Source organism: Paenibacillus germinis (assembly GCF_013141785.1).
GTDB classification, from domain to species: Bacteria; Bacillota; Bacilli; order Paenibacillales; family NBRC-103111; genus Paenibacillus_E; species Paenibacillus_E phytorum.
Genome location: NZ_WHOC01000139.1, coordinates 1 through 16959, shown reverse-complemented (window position 1 = coordinate 16959; position 16959 = coordinate 1). Strand labels below are relative to the sequence as shown.

Here is a 16959-nt window from a genome sequence, read left to right as displayed (position 1 = left end):
ACTGTATAAATCCAATGAAACTAACCCCAACCGCCGTTGTCATGAGACATCATTGGATATAATCCAATCAAATATCCTTCAAGTTCATGTATTTCGACCTTATCTTTAAAAATAAACGGTTGCACGGGATCCATATTCTCCCGCTCAACTGTTTTTTTATTTACAAGCATAATTCGAAATTAAATTTCATAGACTCATAGAAAGGATCTGATTTAAGAGAATAGGAGTTGCCCCATGTATAGGTTACGACTTGTAAAAATGAATGCAGCCCACCTACTTATCTATCTCCTTATTATGATAACTAGTTTGATATGGACCATCATCTGCGGAACTCATGCTAGGGTGAAACCACCACCAAACCTCCCTGTTTCCGAATATAGCATCCACCAAGCTAGCAACAGCGTCACGCTCCATAGTATACGGACTCCGCCACAGAACATAGGGCTGAGAGCAATTACAGGCAATGTGACAGAAAGGCAGGAAAATGGGATTAACGGCGGTTTTTTCTGGCAGGGCTATCTCCTTAGCATTGCTGTCGTTAATGATCGTCCCGTCAAAGGGGAACCTGGCGATTACGGCTCTGGCTGGTTTAATATTGACCGCAAGCGGGGAACGCTTGTATGGGATGAGAAGGCTCAAACCTTTACCATTCAAGTCGTTGAACATGCGGACGAGCTGAAGGTGATGGATCGCGCTCATTACTGGGCGCAGGGAGGTGTGAGCATGGGACTTGCCAATCCAGATGGATGGGTGGACCAAGCGTTAGCGGAAGAGATGCCCGTCATTAACGAGAAGCGCATGCGATCAGGTATCGTCTACGACAGGAATAACAACGTTTATCTAGTCGTGGCTCCAACGCCATGCACTGGAGAGCAATTCCGTTCAGCCGTCCAAGAGCAGGTTGGCAATGGACAGCTGGTGGATGGGCTTTTCCTGGACGGCGACGGATCCTCCCAGCTCAAAGTCGCCAATTACTTGCTCCCCGGCGATCATCGTGAGGTGTATCAGATGATCGCGTTGTTGCAATGAAACGAAAGGGAAGGGAACCATTCGAAAAAAAAGAGGAACCCCTGTACCAAACAGGAAATTCCTCAACTTAAAACTAGAAAGTTACATGGTCAGGATCGGGACCAATGCGTTTGTTTTCGTTTAGCGAATCCACGAGGGCAATATCATCTGTGCTTAGTTCGAAATCAAAAATATTCGCATTCTCCCGAATTCGGTGCTCTGTAACTGACTTCGGAATTGTCACAACGCCATTCTGAATATCCCAGCGCAGCACAATTTGTGCCGGAGATTTTCCGTATTTGGCAGCAAGCTGCGTCAGTACGGGATGATCGAGTTTCCCCTGCATGAGGGGACTCCATGCTTCTAGCTGAATGTTATTCTCACGAGTGAATGCTAGAAGCTCTTTTTGCGCAAGCTCCGGATGGTACTCGACTTGATTCACGGCTGGAACAACACCTGTATCTTCAATAACTTGTTTCAAATGATGAATCTGAAAATTACTGACACCAATGGCTCGGACGTATCCCTCTTTGTACAAATGAACGAGCGCCTTCCAAGTTATCTGGAAATAAGATCACATACTTGTGCAATAGCTACCCTTGATGCTCATGAATTAAATCCATCTTCAGCTTCCATAATGCCGCGCTTAAATTCACACGATAAACTTCCGGATTAAGCTTACGCAGATACTGCGGCCAAACGGACTGCATCTGCTGCGCATGGTAGTCTCGAATTCCATCCAACGTGGGCTCTTCATAGACAAGCTTCCCTTGGAGAAAGATGGGGTGGAGCAGTGGAATTGCTTCATAGTCATCAATATATTTGTAGATATAAGGGTGGATGGGGTCGAACAGCTTGATTCGTTCCCCCTTCTTGATATCGACTTCATGCTGAAGTGCCAAATAGTCGGCTTCCGCTTTGCCTGTCTTCTTGTTTATGATCCGGTAAGCTTCCTTGAAGCCCGGATTGGTTACTTTCTCGGGATTGCCCGAGATCTTAATGACCGGCACGAATTCGCCGTTCTTCTCACGGGCAACCAGCTTGTAAACCCCGCCCAGCGCTGGTTGATCAGCTGCAGTAATGAGCTGGGTGCCCACGCCCCAGACATCGATCTTCGCATCTTGGGCTTTCAGCCCCTCGATGATGTTCTCATCCAGATCATTCGATGCGACGATCTTCACCTCGGGAAAGCCCGCTTCATCCAGCATGCACCTTGCCTGCTGGGATAAATACGCCAAATCGCCGCTATCCAGGCGAATCGCGTTCATGCTCTTGCCCTGGCTCTGCAGCAGACGCGCCGTCTTGATCGCGTTCGGTACGCCGCTGCGCAGCGTATCGTACGTATCAACGAGCAGCGTCACTTGCTCCGGCAGCGCCTCAGCATAAGCACGGAAGGCTTCCTCTTCCGTGTCATGTGCCTGCACCCATGCGTGAGCGTGCGTGCCTTTGGTCGGGATGCCGAACAGCATCCCGGCTCGGAGGTTGGATGTCGCATGAAACCCTGCGACATAGGCTGCTCTTGCGCCCCAGATAGCGGCGTCAGCCTCTTGGGCGCGTCTTGTGCCGAACTCGAGCAGCACATCGCGCGGCGCAACTTGTTTGATCCGCGATGCTTTCGTCGCGATAAGCGTCTGGTAGTTCACGAAGTTGAGAATCGCCGTCTCAACCAGCTGCGCCTCGAACATGCGTGCTACTACGCGTACGAGCGGCTCATTCGGGAAGACAAGTGTACCCTCCGGGACAGCTTGCAAGTCTCCTCCGAATTTAAACGCGCGCAGCGCCTCCAGGAAATCTTCCCGATAATTCTCTTCCTGTGTCCGCAAGTAGGCGATCTCTTCATCGCCAAAATGCAGGTTTTGAATGTAATGAATTACCCGCTCCAAACCAGCGAAGACCGCATATCCGCTCCCGAAAGGCAGCTTACGGAAGTATACTTCAAAAACAGCTTTCTGCTTATAAGTGCCCTGCAGCCAATGCGCGTACATCATATTAATCTGGTATTTGTCTGTGTGAAGCGTCAAGTTGTCGTATTTCATAGGATTCATCCTTTCCACCAATTGTCATAGTAGTTTACTTGCCCCCTGCGTTTATGTTCGGTTACGGCGTAGCGCTCCTCAATCTTCTGCACAGCAGAAGCGAGTAGGGGGCTACCTTCCAAGTAGTCATCCAACTGATCGTAAGTGACTCCCAGCGCTTCTTCATCCGGAAGACCTGGTTTCAAATCTTCCAAATCTGCTGTAGGTTTTTTCAAATACAAATGTTCAGGGCACCCCAGCTGCTTCAGCAGCAGCTTGCCTTGCCGCTTATTAAGGCCATAGATCGGAGCCACATCGCATGCCCCATCCCCATGTTTTGTGAAAAATCCAGTAATCGCCTCTGCCGCATGATCCGTCCCCAAAACAAGCAATTGATAGTGCGCGGCCAAATCATACTGCACCTTCATGCGCTCACGAGCCTTCACATTCCCTTTGTGAAAATCACTCAAAACCTCACCTGTAGCTTCGGCAAATTGCCATACGGACGCATCAACAGCTGATTGTATGTTGACAGTAACAACACGGCTAGGATGAATAAAGTCAATCGCCGCCTGTGCATCTGCTTCATCTTTCTGGATACCGTAAGGCAGCCTTACAGCCATGAATTGATAGGTTTCTGTGCTACTTTCCGCATTCAGCTCTTTGATGGCTATTTGAGCCAACTTACCTGTTAATGTGGAGTCTTGACCTCCAGATAGCCCGAGCACATAGCCTTTGGCTCCTGTATGAATCAGATAGGCTTTGAGGAAATTTACTCGTCGATCGATTTCGTAAGCCACGTCGATGTTCTCCTGCACAAATAATGAAGCTTGAATCGTTTCTTGCTTAAGATTCCGCATATTCACCATCTCCTCATTCTCCGTGATTTCTGTCCGATTCATACCTCATCTGCCAACGCAGCTATCACTTTAACCACGAACAACTTTCGCCCCTAATGTACCTTGAAAATGCTGTAAGGCCCACTCATGCCCAATTTGATTAAAACTAGCGACTGCATCCTCATGAACAACAATTTCGAAGCCTTTGTTGTAAGCATCTACCGCTGTATGCAGGACACAAATATCCGTGCAAACACCAACCAAATGCAGCTCATGAATTCCTCTTGCCCTTAAATTAAGCTCCAACTCGGTGCCGCAGAAGGCGCTGTATCTTGTTTTGTCCATCCAATAGATCTCGCTCTTATTATGCTCATGTACAGTTTTCAACTTGCCATATAAATCGCGTCCCGCGGTGTCACGAATATTATGTGGAGGAAACAACTTCGTCTCTGGATGGAAAGGATCTTGTTCATCGTGGAGATCAACGGCCACAACCACAAAGTCCTGCTGGGCCAAAAATTGATTTGTAATTTCACAAATTCTCGCTTCAATCGCAACGCCCGGCTCCCCACAAGGAAGCTTCCCAACAACAAAATCCACCGTATAATCAATGATAATAAGAGCTCTCATCCTAAACACTCCTTCATATTGTATATTTGATATTATTATTAAGACAATATCAAAACAGAAAAGAGAGGCCTAGCTGTAAATGGACAGCTGAGGCACATAATCGGTAAATCGGTACAACTGAGCAGCTCGCTGGGAGTAACGGTTAGACATTTTACCCTGCCCGTTATGATCCAACACCTCTTCGATAATCCCTTTGCGACTTTGGGTCGATGTAATTTTACGAATGAAATTCCGTTCCTTGAACGTCGGAACGACCGTTTGAATGACTTGATACAGCTCACTCATCGTAAATTCCTCGGTCAGGAACTCTCTGGCAATCGTCGTCGTCAGCATCTTCTGCTGAATTTGAGTAAGAGCATCTTTAATAATGATTTCATGATCAAAAGCGAGATCCATCGCCAGCGCCTCATCGATAGGGAAAAGGCGAACATCAGCTGCATCATCAGCGGCTTGACGTTTCTCAAGATGGCGTTCGTGCACAAGTGCAAAAAACGCGTGCGAGATCATCCACCCCCGAGGATCGCGCTGCGGCGTACTATACACATTGAAATATTCAATGTGTACGTCCGAAACCCCCGTCTCCTCCGTTAGCTCGCGCCGGGCGCACTCTTGAATGGTTTCGGTTTCCATCGAGAACCCGCCCGGAAGTGCCCACTGGCCTTCGAACGGCCATTGCTTTCTTTGAATCAATAAAACTTGCAGCTCCCGAGTAGGAAGCGACTTCTTCACTGATCCTTTTCCTTCTGAGGTAATCGTAAAGATGACGATATCCGTTGGCGCGCCGTCAGGTGTGCGATATTTACTCGCTCGATAATTGCTTTCATTCTCTATTGGTACATTCATTAGTCACCTGCTTAATTACAATTCTTGCGATATTGTCTATTTGATAATTTCATTATGACATAATTAAAATTCTTTTACAATAGGATTTTGGCAATTAGTCTTGTGCCTATTTCTCTATCACAATCAAACACGTGCTATCCGGCAGCGGAACCACGTTTCCATCTTGATCCATGATCCTTACTTTATCCGCCAGCGCGTCCGTATACCCTTCCTGAAGGAAGTGTTTGCTCTCCACGATTTTGGCCTCGTTACCTAATGTATCCAGGATGAACGCAGTAAACTCGCTTGGGGTAAAGTAACCGAATTGCTCCTGCACTTCATGTACATAAGCTTCTTCACCCCATGTATATGTATAAAGGAATTCCATCGCATCATTCACAGGCATGATGACCTCATCCTTAGCTATGACCTCATACTGAATCGTTCGCCCTGCGAAATCCTTCGCATACCGCTGCAGCCAAGCCATCGCCCCTTCTTGCAGAAATTGAATGGTCCGTTTCTGCTCAGCAGGTTCCGTCATAATACCATCTCGGATAACGATTCGGCCTCCTGGCGCGAGAACATCGAAAGCGCTTCGCAGCGCTGCAGCAACTGTAGCATGGTTGAATTTCTTTCCGCCAAAAGGGATGTAGGAATATAATTCGTGCAGGATCGATGAGAAAATAACCGTGTCGATTGAGCCCGGCTCTACATACTGTTTGAGATCAAGTGCATCCCCCTTCATAACGTCCCACCGATGCCCCTCCAGCTGCTTCTTGCGTTCCAGCGCTTCAATCACATTCGACGAAATGTCGATCCCAATCGGATGCTTGTCCGGCAAATACTGCTCAATGAGATCCAGCATAACCCCGCCGCCAGGTCCGATATCAACAACCCGCTTCCCAACAACGTAATCCAGCATCATCTTCTTATAGTCAGCCGTTTGGTTCATCGTGGCTAAGTATTCTTCCTCGTTATGGAAACGGTCATAGGCATCTCTGCGCAATTCGAACAGATCGAACAATAACAGAACCGCCTTTTCATATAGAGGAGATTTCTCTGCTTCCACACAAAATTCAATCAGCTTCTCTGCAGCAGGAGAAAATTGGAAGGTGAAAAATATCGTGTCCGGGAGTTGGGGCTTTCGATCAATGAGGTGCTTCAGATGGGCATTGCCCCACTTACCATCGGGTTTGAACTCTTGAGATAATTCCAACGGATCCTTCATCAAATCATTCCAAGCAAGCTCACCCAAATATTTCTCAATCATCCTCTTCTTATACACGTTTACTTTTTTGCTGCCCTTGTAATCGTAATACATCGTATTCATCAAAGGTTCGAAGCTAATGTGTTGAATAGAATCCGCTTGACCATTTGAAAACTGGATAATCAGGAATACTTTCACCAACTGCACCAAAGAAAATTCTTGCAGGGCCGCTTCTACGAACCACAGAGTTCTACCATCTAAAAATGCCGTCAACGCATCTAATGGAACTTCGTCCAGCAGCTTTCCATATTCGACATCGAAATTTTCTCCCTTTTGAATCGTGTTTCCCCGTAGTCTGGCAAGGCGATCCTTTATGGCAGGCTCTTTTTCCAATGAATCGGATACGATCTGCTCAATCATTGACTCCACTTCATTACGAACGGAATGCCAGAGTTCTTCTGACACACCTGCAATAATGCATTGATTCAGCGACAAGAGCAAGCCTCTTAATTCATCAGCTGAAAGCAAGTTATCCTTCATCAAACGAATTAACGGTACATGTTCTTTAAGCGGAACTTCGCCACGGATTGTTTGACCAATTAGCCCATGAGTGTAGATTAACGTATGTATGACAGTTGACTTATCGCTTGTATCTCCTTTATCGAGCTTATATAACTGCGCTGAACCTAGGTTATGGACGTAAAGATGGATACCTGCTTCTTGCCACATGAAACGGTCCCTTGAAGTCCCGCCCTTCGCAACTTCAGACCAGATCAACACTTCTTCTAGTAAATCTTTCTTCCAAAAGGACAACGCTAGCCCGTCCAAAATATGTAATGTCCGCTCAACATAATCAAGCACAGGGTTCGCCTGTGCCAGCTCCTGGATCGACTGAATCCGCTCGAAGTTAACGATGCGCTCCTCCGCCGAAACGATATAGGTTAACCATTTAGGTTGGTCTGCGGCATTTGTTTCCCCTGCCCGATACCTTTTTATTAATTCTAATGAACTTAACATGCCGGTATATGATCCTCCCATCACTTATCATTATATGACTAGTATAAACCAACCCCATGGCAATCTCACGTTTCCGCATTCGACTACTTCATTGATGATCGGCATATAGATTGGCGTAATTGACCAGTATGGTCATAAAGCCAAACACGACAAATGAAAAAAAGGCCATTAGATCCAAATGATATACGTTGGGAACGACAATGAATACAGCACCAATAATAAAACAAAGCCAATTTTGCCAAACCTTTTTGCCGGTTTTCCCTAGGGCCATCAGAGATGCTACGAACTGCAAGCTGCCTAGCAGCGCGCAGGTGTAAAGTGCATTCGTATGAGCTTCAAAGCCGAACACCCAGGGACTCACCAGAAACCAAAGGCCCATACAAGCGGACAATAAGTTTTTCAAATACATCGTCTGCTGCCACCTCCTAATTTACGAGATGCAATAGTATACGCAAACGCTTTCAGTATGGTGAAATGGAAAAGCCTCCAGCTCACCCAAATAAATAGGCTGCTCGAGGCAAGAGGTTACGGTATTGAGGTTTACAATGTTGTAATTTCTGCAACAATTTGTATGCCTAAAGGCTATATTCCAACTTAGAGTTGCATTTCGTACAACAATTCGAGCTCATTTGTTGCAAAATCGCCTGTATCGGGCAGAATTGTTGTACATAATGCAACAAAGAAGGGTGAGAGGCGGTTTCTAGGCAACAATTGTTGCACTTTTTACAACAACATTAAACAAAGAATTTAGATTCAATCATCCAGGAGCTATTAAGTGAACATATGTGCCGATTGATTCCGATTTAAGACATTTCCATGTAGAACTTGAATGGATGAATAAATCGACGTTCTCAAATTTCTTATTGTTCAATATGAATGGCGCCTGCATCGCTCGTTTTCACATCTGCATGTAGGATGTCAGATACGAATTTCAAAGGTACATACAGCGTGTCGTTAAGAATAGCTGGAGCTGTCCCTAGCATAACCGGAGCCATTTTCGCAAAGAAATAGCTGTCTTGACCCACGGAAACACTCGTCCACCCAGCACCCTTTTTCAATTCAGCAGCGTATGTCTCTTGATTCCATTTCACTTCGTAGCCAAGTCCTTCTGCTACTTTGCGTAAAGGCACTAGACTCACGCCTTCGGCATTTGTTAGGCTATCGCTTGCCACTAATTCCAGCTTCATTTTCTCAACAGGTATAGGGGCAACTGGTTTAGGTGTCATAGTCCATTTCTCAGGCAAGCTAAAACGGAATTCCGGAGTTCCACTGGAGCCCGGCGCAATCGAATATTTCGGGAACACGATAACTGCTTCGCCTTTTTCCACATAAAAGCCTTGCTCTTCACTGATGCCTTTAAATTCATCTTTAAAATAATTCTCCGGTTTTTCATTGATTTTGGCCTGAATGCCGGCATTTACATTCTCCTTGAAGTTATCTCCAAGCAGATCCTGCAAAGTAACACGCTGCCCTTGTTCGCGATTCAGCACATTATACGTATCAACGCGCGGCATACCCGTACCACCTGTAGCTGCATAGGTTGTGACTTCAAGTGAGACAACACCAGCCGGATTGCTCGAACCATCCGATTTCAACGCATAATTAATCGTCAGCTCGTAAGGGCGATATGTGAAACCATTCGTTTTTGCATCAGCAGCAGCTTCAGTAGCCTCTTTCTCCCAATTCGCCAAATCTTTATTCGCGAGGGATAAAATAATGTCATTCGTTTGCTCTTGATACTTCGTATCCAACATGCCTGAAAGCTGCGGCACTTTAATATTGGTTTTTAGATCCTGCGTCTTAGAGGTAAGCTCTACTTCTTTCATTTGAACTGGAGAAGTTGACTCAGATGCAACTGGTGAAAGAATTGGCACTACGGTAACTGTTTCCGCTGAAGCCATACCTGTTAATGGTAATACAGCACCGCTAACTCCCACCAACATTGCACATCCGACTACACCAAGTTTCAACATGTTATACGGATTTTTTTTCATTTCATGTTCACTCCTCATTCGTTATCGTGATAATCTTTCGGTTGATTTAACCTTTACGATAACTAGACGCGCCAACGTTCCAGAAAGTCTGATCGTCAGCATTCTTTTTAAGAAATTCGGAATGAACTCACAACTTGATGCAAATCTTGAGCAATACCAGCAAGGCTTTCAGCAGAAGCTGTAATCTCTTCCGTGGACGCGAGCTGCTCTTCAGTTGCAGCCGCTACCGACTGAGCTGTACCCGAAGTTTGCTGCGCAACAGAGCCTACACTTGCTACGGTTGCCGATACTTCTTCTGAGCTTGCAGCCATTTGCTGAGCCGCCGCAGCTGTTTCTTGAATCTTGCTGGCTACTTCTTGCGACGCGTTGACGATCTGACCGAATGCTAGCTCCGCAATCCCTACCTCTTTAAGACCTTCCTGTACGTCTGACAGCCCCGTATTCATAACTAGAGCGGCACGTGCAGAGTCTCTTTGAATGTTCGAAATGAGTTCGGAAATATCACGTACAGAACCATCCGTCTGTGACGCTAACTTTCGAACTTCACCGGCTACAACCGCAAAACCTTTTCCGCTCTCTCCAGCACGAGCAGCCTCAATCGCTGCATTCAAGGCAAGAAGATTGGTTTGCGTGGCAATATTTCCAATCAACGTCGAGATTTGACCGATGCTCTGGGTATGTTTTTCCAGCTCTTTGATGACTTTGTTCGCAGCATCCACAGAATGACTCACTGCTTGCATCTTACTCATTACACGCTCCATCGAATGGGTCCCTTGCTCAGCAAGCTGCGTTGCAGAAATAGATAATTCAGATACATCCGATGTTGTTTCTGCAATCCGTTGAATACCTACAGTCATTTCTTCCATCGCTCTGCCGCATTCCATTGAACTCTGGGCTTGTTTATCGGATCCAGTTGCGAAATCCTGAACAGCTTGTGCAACTTGCTGCGAGGCAGATGTATTCTGCTCGGAGCTGGCAAACAACTGCTGAGACGATGCCGCAACGCTATTCGAGGCAAGCATCATTTGCTCTACAGACTTACGCAAATGGTTAACCATCTGATTAACAGAACCGATTAAATCTCCAATCTCGTCCTTATTTTTTACTAGAATAGGTTCAACGGTAAGATCCCCGTTCGCTATCCGATTTAAGGCTTGTGATGCTTTACGAACGGGTGAGGAAATGTTTCTAACAAATATGTAGCAAGTAATTAGCATGAAGGCAATGATGACACTAAGAACGATAAGAGATGTGTTCACACTTGTTTTGTATACATTCAAGCTTTCCAGCTCCGCTTTTCTTCCTCCGTCTTGGTTGAACGAAACCATATCCGCCATTGTTTTTTGTGCTTTTCCAAAAGCGGTTGCCATCACCTGAAGGCTTTCTGCAGCTTCCTTTACTTTACTAGGATCAGCGGCATTCTGTTTATTTTTCATAAAAGCAGCTTTGAAATCTTCCCAATTCTTATTAAGTTCGTTGAAGTAATTGGCATCTTCTTCTCCGGCGAGAGATTCCTTATAATCTGCTAACAATTTATCAATCCTTGCGATTGATGCTGCCATGCCAGCATCAAGTGGCTCATGCTTTTTAACATCTGGCTCTAGCTTCTTCTGATAGTAGATTGCTAATAAATGCTCCGAGTTATAGTGAATCTCTTCAATAATTTGAATGCCCATCATCCAATTTTCAGCAAGCTTTCTCGTATTGTCCTTCAATGCGCCCATTCGACTCATATCTGTCCAGCTTAAACCTCCAATCATCAGAAAGATGATTGCAAATACCGTAATCATTTTTGTTCGCACTGTAAGTCGCATATGCCAATTCCCCCCAAATAATGAATGAATGATCCAACTATGATGTATACTCAATTCATCTGCTGCAATCATCATAATCTTTAATCATTAAATTTCTTACCTTACATTCATTGTAAAACTGTTAGATTTGCTAACAGTTAGAATTTTCACGGAGGTTACACATGTCATCATCTTTACGTTTCAAACTTGTCTCATTGCTTGTTCTTATCACTTGTATTTCCCTAACTGTTGTCGGGATTACAAATTATCGGCTCTCGAGAGATAAACTTATTCATCAAATGAAAGAGCAATCGATAACTTCCGTTTCCAATTCCGCACAAAATTTATACGATTTCTTATCCATTCGTTTAGCAGAAGTGGAGCTAATAAGTCGTGTAGACGTTATGAAGCATGGGACACTTGAGGAGCGGCTCCAATTTTTGACCCAAGAATTAAAAACAGGCGCTAATCGCTATCATTCCATGGGAATTATAGATCTGGGTGGCTATATGACTCTCACTACTGGACAAACACTTTATGCAACAGGGGAACGAAGATTCCAAGAGGCTCTAAAAGGGAAAACATTCATCTCTGATCCTGAAATCGGTCAAATAACCGGTACATACATCATTTCCATAACCGCACCTGTCTTCAATGATAGAAACGAAGTGACCAGTATCGTAAACATCTCTCTTGATGCGGAGCAAATCTTTTTCGAGCATCTTCATACCCCTTTGGAGAAGGGCGAAATACTTATCGTGAACCAAGAGGGACTCATTCTGCATCATACCGATACATCTCAAATTTTGAACCGTAATATTTTCACCGAATACCCTTCACTTGGACCAGCTTTTCAAAAAGCGCTGCAGACAAACGAAGGATTTCTGGACGAATCTTATTACGGCGGTCAAAAAGCTCGGTGGTTTTATGCGCGTGTACCTAAATTAGACTGGTACCTCGCTTATTCCATGCCCCTTTCAGCTTTCGAAGCTCCAACGAGCCCCTTGCTTTGGTCAACGATCGGATTAATTGTGATGACGGCTGTGGTCATTTTTTTCCTCATTTACTTGACTGCGAATACACTGATTATTAAACGCATCAAGCAAATTCTCCATGTCACAGAATCAGTCGCTGCGGGTAATTTCTACATAAAACCGCTTATTTTCAAAAGCAAGGATGAGCTGGGTGCTCTTGCCCATTCTGTGAATGGCATGATAGAAAACTTACGTGAGCTATTCGAGCCGTTCGAAGCTTTCATTCATCACAATCAATATGCCATGATCGTGACAGATCCTTCCTTTACTATCAATCATATCAACAGTAGAGCTGTACAGCTTCTTGGCTATTCTTTAGCAGAAGTTCACAAGAAAGCAACGCCCCTACTGTGGTTGGATCAAGACCAACTGATAGAAAGAGCCGCGCAATACTCGTCAGAGCTTGGGGAATATGTTCCGGCTGATTGTACAGCCCTCGTGATTCGTTCATTGCGTCACCTAAAAGAGGATTCTGAATGGACTTGGCATCACAAAGATGGTACTCGTTTCTTCGTCCAGGTTAGTGTCAGCAGCATAACAAATCCGAATGGCGAGCTAAAAGGTTTCGTATTCATCGCTCGAGACATTAGTGATATTAAGGAGAGCAATGAGTCTAGAGAGAGGCTATTAACGATTGTAGAAAGCGCACGTGATTCCATTCTCTCATTTGATGAGAAAGGCTATATTTTTTATATGAATCAAACCTGTAAGAGCATAGTTGGATTAGATAAACAGCAAACCGTTGGCAAACATTTCAGTGAGTACGTAGATATCCAAAATGACATCAATTTTGAAGAGGGTCTGAACACGGCTATTCGGGAAGGATTCTGGGAATTTGAAGCAGATGTCCTAACGAAGGAACAACGGCAAATATTCATTTCCGTTATCATCGTACCCCATTGCCCAGCAAACAAGGGAGAGCGATATTTCTCAGCCATTACGCGAGATATTACGGATCAAGTACATTCCAAAGAGGAGCTCATTCGAGCGAAACAAGAAGCAGATGAAGCCAATTTGGCTAAAGGGATTTTCCTTGCTCGTATGAGTCACGAAATTCGGACACCTCTCAATGGCATTGTCGGACTCTCCTACTTGATGGAGCGAACAATCATGTCACCGCTTCAGAGGGATTATATAAGTAAAATAGTGAGGTCCTCGGTATCTCTGTCCAATATTATTAATGACATTCTGGACTTCTCGAAGCTCGAGGTGGACAAGCTAGCCATTGAACATCATGCGTTCCAGCTGGATGAGACCATAGACCGTGTTTGTGAAACCCTTAGCGTGCTGCTTGGCCACAAGCCGGTTGATTTTATTTGTGATATCCATGACAATGTCCCGCTTGGACTCATTGGGGATTCCCTACGCATGTATCAAGTTTTGCTGAATCTAACTACCAATGCGATAAAATTTACAGAGCAAGGAACAGTCACACTGCGTGTTTACGTGGAACAGCTCCGAGAGGAAGAAGTCAGAATTGGCATTACTGTCAGCGATTCAGGCATCGGGATGGATGAAGAGCACCTATCCAAGCTATTCCAGCCGTTTGTTCAGGCCGATGAAGTAACGAGTCGGAAGTTCGGGGGTACGGGTCTCGGTCTTGTTATCTCGAAGAACATCATTGAGAATATGGGCGGCACCATCGAGGTGTCAAGCCAACCAGAGGTCGGCAGTGAATTCCGGATTAGTTTACCTTTCTCGTTGTCCTTGCAACCTATAAAGACTCAGGCAATCCTCCCGCTGCGCGCATTAATTGTGGAAGATCATCCTGGTCTGAACCAAGTGCTTGTTCATACCCTTCAATCCATGTGTACAGAAGCAGCCGGTGTTTATTCTTGGAAAGAAGCAAGGAATGCCATTGATGTTATTCCCGTAGATGTGATCCTGCTTGATATGGAAGCTGTTGATATGTACGGAGAGGAAGTATGGCTGGGCATGCTTGAAGCCTGCAGTTCAATGAATATTTTAACGATTATTTACACTACTTTATCAGGCAGGGATGCCTTGGAGCAGCTGCCTGCACAATCGGCACCGCATGCCATTCTGGTCAAACCTATCTCGCGAATCGTATTATACCAGACACTGCAAACACTAACAGGCACACAGGCCGATAAGGAACTCATCAACACGACAGACTTCCCGCATACAGCAGAAATAATGACATCCTTTTATCGCATTCTGCTAGTCGAGGATAATGAAATTAATCAGACTGTCGCTCGTTCGCTGCTGGAAAATAGTATGAGTTGTGACGTTCAGTTGGCTTCCAATGGCTTCGAAGCATTAAATGACTTAGAGAATAATGATTATGACTTGATCTTAATGGATATTCATATGCCCATTCTAGATGGCATTGAGACTACCAAACGAATTCGTCTTGAGCCTAGATGGATGAACATTCCTATTATTGCTTTAACCGCGGACTCTACTATGGAGAAGCGTTTAGATTGTATTCGGGCTGGTATGAACGAAGTGATCTCCAAGCCCATCATTCCTAGCCGATTGTTTGCAGCCGTCGATGCTGTTCTTAGCGAGAAGAATAGGATGGCCATTCCAGGGCTTGATATGGAAGAAGCACTCGGACGACTTGGCGGAAAAACTGAGATCTATCACGAAATGCTTCGAAAATTTCATAGTCAATCGGCTCCAATTATTTCACAATTAACGCTTGCGATTCAGAAAGGGGACTATGCCGAAGCCATAAATCTGCTGCATGCGCTGCGCGGCTCTTCTAGCAACCTATCAGCTAATCGGGTATTCGCCGCGGCAACTGCTCTTGAAGAAATGTTAGAACATAACGATGGGCCTGATGAAACAAATACCAGCATGATCCAGAACCAACTTCAATCGGTTGCCATTGCTCTGGAGGAAGTTTTTCATTCCATCCAAAAATTGCTGTTAGATTGAAAAATACGCTGATTTATGTCACTATATGCTTATGCTTTTCTCAGTATGAGCATGCAATTTATACGTATAGGTGGTTAAGTTAATCATGACAGTAGAAGGCGCTCCATATCGCATTTTGTTGTATTATAAATTCGTTACCGTTATAGATCACGAAGCTTTAGCTCAGGAACATTTGGCTTATTGCAAAAAGCTCGGAATTAAAGGCCGCATCCTTATTGCTCCCGAGGGCATTAACGGAACGCTTTCAGGAACGGTCGAGCAAACCGATGCTTACATCGCGATGATGCGTCAAATGCCACTGTTCAAAGACATGATCTACAAGATAGATGAAAGTGAACAGCATGCTTTCAAAAAGTTATTTGTTCGTCCTAAAAAGGAACTCGTCACTTTCCGACTTGAAGAAGACGTGAATCCGAACGAACTAACCGGCACACATCTGAAGCCAAAGGAATTCTACGAGAAGCTCCAGCATGAAGATGTCATCGTCCTTGATGGACGCAATCATTACGAGTACGATATCGGACATTTCCGCGGCGCCATTCGTCCAGAGGTTGAGACTACGAAGGAATTCCCGGAATGGATCCGCAATAATCTCCAAGAATATAAGGACAAACCCATTCTCACGTATTGTACCGGCGGTATCCGCTGTGAGAAGCTGTCAGGTTTCCTGTTACAGGAAGGCTTCAAAGAGGTTTATCAGCTGGATGGCGGTATTGTGAGCTATGGGAAAGATGAAGATGTTCAAGGTCGCTTATTCGATGGCAAATGCTACGTCTTCGACGAGCGGATTTCAGTCCCTATCAATCGTACGGACGAAGATATCGTCGTAGGCAAATGCTACCACTGTGGAACAGCAGAAGATCGCTACATCAACTGTGCGAACGATGCTTGCCACTTGAAGCATATCTGCTGCGAAGCCTGTGAAGAGAAGCATAATAGCTTCTGCTCGAAGGAATGCGAAGAGAAAACGATGAGTACGCTTGAGGCATAATTTTTGTACCGAAAGAGGGGCTGTCCCAAAAGGGTTATAAACCTTGAGGGGGATCTACCTTAAAGAACGTATTCATAAGGACTTCCGCCAATAGTGGGAAGTCCTTTTGGGTCATATCAGAATTTATTTGGTTTAGGGTTTGGGGTAAGCAAAACTTACTCCTTTTTTATTCGTTCGCTCCAGAATAAGCGCGTTTTCCGCGCTTATTCTGAGCAGACGCTCAGGATGGTCTGCTGAGAAGTCGATTATTAGCTTCTCAGACTCTGTCAACGAGCTTCGGCTCGCAGAGCTCTCGCGGAAAGCGTGGTTTTCGCATTTTTTGGTCAAAGTTGTTCTTAACGGAACGACAAGCCGCTAAAGTGGATGAAATGAGTTAAACATTGAATTAGTGGAACGAGAGGGCCTTATCTAATGAGTTTTGAGCTATCCGAAGCTAAAAACAACGGAATAGCGTCTCTACGTTCACTTTAGGGAAGCCTACCATGGATAGATGGATGCATTAACTATGAAGAAGCTGTCCCTTAAATTTATTTTTCACTTTGGGACATCCCCTCTCTTGAAGCATAATTTTAGTACCGAAAGAGCCCCCAACCTACAGTTCGGGGGCTCTTTTGCGGTACTAATTTACACTATTTGGCCAAAATTCAACGACGATGACAACCTCTGAACAGGTAATGTCATTAAGAGGAGAATGGATGCCTCTTA

General features: G+C 45.0%; 11 protein-coding genes and 1 pseudogene. 3 read left to right on the top strand and 9 right to left on the bottom strand.

Features of this window, described 5'->3' with window-relative positions:
• Positions 1-234 precede the first annotated feature (234 nt).
• Positions 235-1029 carry a hypothetical protein gene (locus tag GC102_RS25730; protein ID WP_171692049.1) on the top strand — a complete coding sequence of 265 codons (795 nt, stop codon included), beginning with the start codon at positions 235-237 and terminating at the stop codon, positions 1027-1029.
• 73 nt (positions 1030-1102) lie between these two features.
• Here the strand turns inward: GC102_RS25730 and GC102_RS25725 are convergent.
• The 9 genes and pseudogenes from GC102_RS25725 to GC102_RS25685 all read right to left on the bottom strand — a co-directional run.
• A pseudogene (locus GC102_RS25725) lies at positions 1103-1567 on the bottom strand (aldo/keto reductase); the annotation flags it as partial.
• A gap of 34 nt (positions 1568-1601) precedes the next feature.
• Positions 1602-3044: a nicotinate phosphoribosyltransferase gene (locus tag GC102_RS25720; protein WP_171692048.1), complete on the bottom strand. Its 1443-nt coding sequence runs from the start codon at positions 3042-3044 to the stop codon at positions 1602-1604.
• 5 nt (positions 3045-3049) lie between these two features.
• On the bottom strand, positions 3050-3883 hold the full coding sequence (gene nadE, locus GC102_RS25715) for an NAD(+) synthase (RefSeq protein WP_171692047.1): 834 nt from the start codon (positions 3881-3883) through the stop codon (positions 3050-3052).
• 69 nt (positions 3884-3952) lie between these two features.
• Positions 3953-4492: a cysteine hydrolase family protein gene (locus tag GC102_RS25710; RefSeq protein ID WP_171692046.1), complete on the bottom strand. Its 540-nt coding sequence runs from the start codon at positions 4490-4492 to the stop codon at positions 3953-3955.
• Between the two features lie 69 nt (positions 4493-4561).
• Positions 4562-5335, bottom strand: a complete 774-nt coding sequence (locus GC102_RS25705) for an NUDIX domain-containing protein (RefSeq protein WP_171692045.1) — start codon at positions 5333-5335, stop codon at positions 4562-4564.
• A gap of 106 nt (positions 5336-5441) precedes the next feature.
• Positions 5442-7538, bottom strand: coding sequence for a class I SAM-dependent methyltransferase (locus tag GC102_RS25700; protein ID WP_171692044.1), 2097 nt, complete (start codon positions 7536-7538; stop codon positions 5442-5444).
• Positions 7539-7626: 88 nt separating this feature from the next.
• Entirely contained in the window at positions 7627-7947 is a 321-nt protein-coding gene (locus tag GC102_RS25695; protein WP_171645986.1) for an SPW repeat domain-containing protein, read from the bottom strand.
• 451 nt (positions 7948-8398) lie between these two features.
• The gene (locus GC102_RS25690) at positions 8399-9532 is read right to left on the bottom strand and encodes a stalk domain-containing protein (protein WP_171692043.1); all 1134 of its coding nucleotides are present in this window, start codon (positions 9530-9532) and stop codon (positions 8399-8401) included.
• Between the two features lie 107 nt (positions 9533-9639).
• A complete protein-coding gene (locus GC102_RS25685; RefSeq protein ID WP_171692042.1) occupies positions 9640-11346 on the bottom strand; it encodes a methyl-accepting chemotaxis protein in 1707 nt (568 codons plus the stop codon).
• Positions 11347-11507: 161 nt separating this feature from the next.
• Between GC102_RS25685 and GC102_RS25680 the strand changes: the two genes are divergently transcribed.
• Together GC102_RS25680 and trhO are read left to right on the top strand one after the other, a co-directional pair.
• The gene (locus tag GC102_RS25680) at positions 11508-15263 is read left to right on the top strand and encodes a response regulator (RefSeq protein WP_171692041.1); all 3756 of its coding nucleotides are present in this window, start codon (positions 11508-11510) and stop codon (positions 15261-15263) included.
• Positions 15264-15348: 85 nt separating this feature from the next.
• A complete protein-coding gene (trhO, locus tag GC102_RS25675; protein WP_171692040.1) occupies positions 15349-16254 on the top strand; it encodes an oxygen-dependent tRNA uridine(34) hydroxylase TrhO in 906 nt (301 codons plus the stop codon).
• Positions 16255-16959 lie beyond the last annotated feature (705 nt).

Bases quoted from the DNA above. Each gene is read 5' to 3' on its own strand.
- GC102_RS25680 (WP_171692041.1), top strand. From the start codon at position 11,508: ATGTCATCATCTTTACGTTTCAAACTTGTCTCATTGCTTGTTCTTATC.
- GC102_RS25730 (WP_171692049.1), top strand. From the start codon at position 235: ATGTATAGGTTACGACTTGTAAAAATGAATGCAGCCCACCTACTTATC.
- GC102_RS25700 (WP_171692044.1), bottom strand. From the start codon at position 7,538: ATGTTAAGTTCATTAGAATTAATAAAAAGGTATCGGGCAGGGGAAACA.
- trhO (WP_171692040.1), top strand. From the start codon at position 15,349: ATGACAGTAGAAGGCGCTCCATATCGCATTTTGTTGTATTATAAATTC.
- GC102_RS25720 (WP_171692048.1), bottom strand. From the start codon at position 3,044: ATGAAATACGACAACTTGACGCTTCACACAGACAAATACCAGATTAAT.
- GC102_RS25705 (WP_171692045.1), bottom strand. From the start codon at position 5,335: ATGAATGTACCAATAGAGAATGAAAGCAATTATCGAGCGAGTAAATAT.
- GC102_RS25710 (WP_171692046.1), bottom strand. From the start codon at position 4,492: ATGAGAGCTCTTATTATCATTGATTATACGGTGGATTTTGTTGTTGGG.
- nadE (WP_171692047.1), bottom strand. From the start codon at position 3,883: ATGCGGAATCTTAAGCAAGAAACGATTCAAGCTTCATTATTTGTGCAG.
- GC102_RS25690 (WP_171692043.1), bottom strand. From the start codon at position 9,532: ATGAAAAAAAATCCGTATAACATGTTGAAACTTGGTGTAGTCGGATGT.
- GC102_RS25685 (WP_171692042.1), bottom strand. From the start codon at position 11,346: ATGCGACTTACAGTGCGAACAAAAATGATTACGGTATTTGCAATCATC.
- GC102_RS25695 (WP_171645986.1), bottom strand. From the start codon at position 7,947: ATGTATTTGAAAAACTTATTGTCCGCTTGTATGGGCCTTTGGTTTCTG.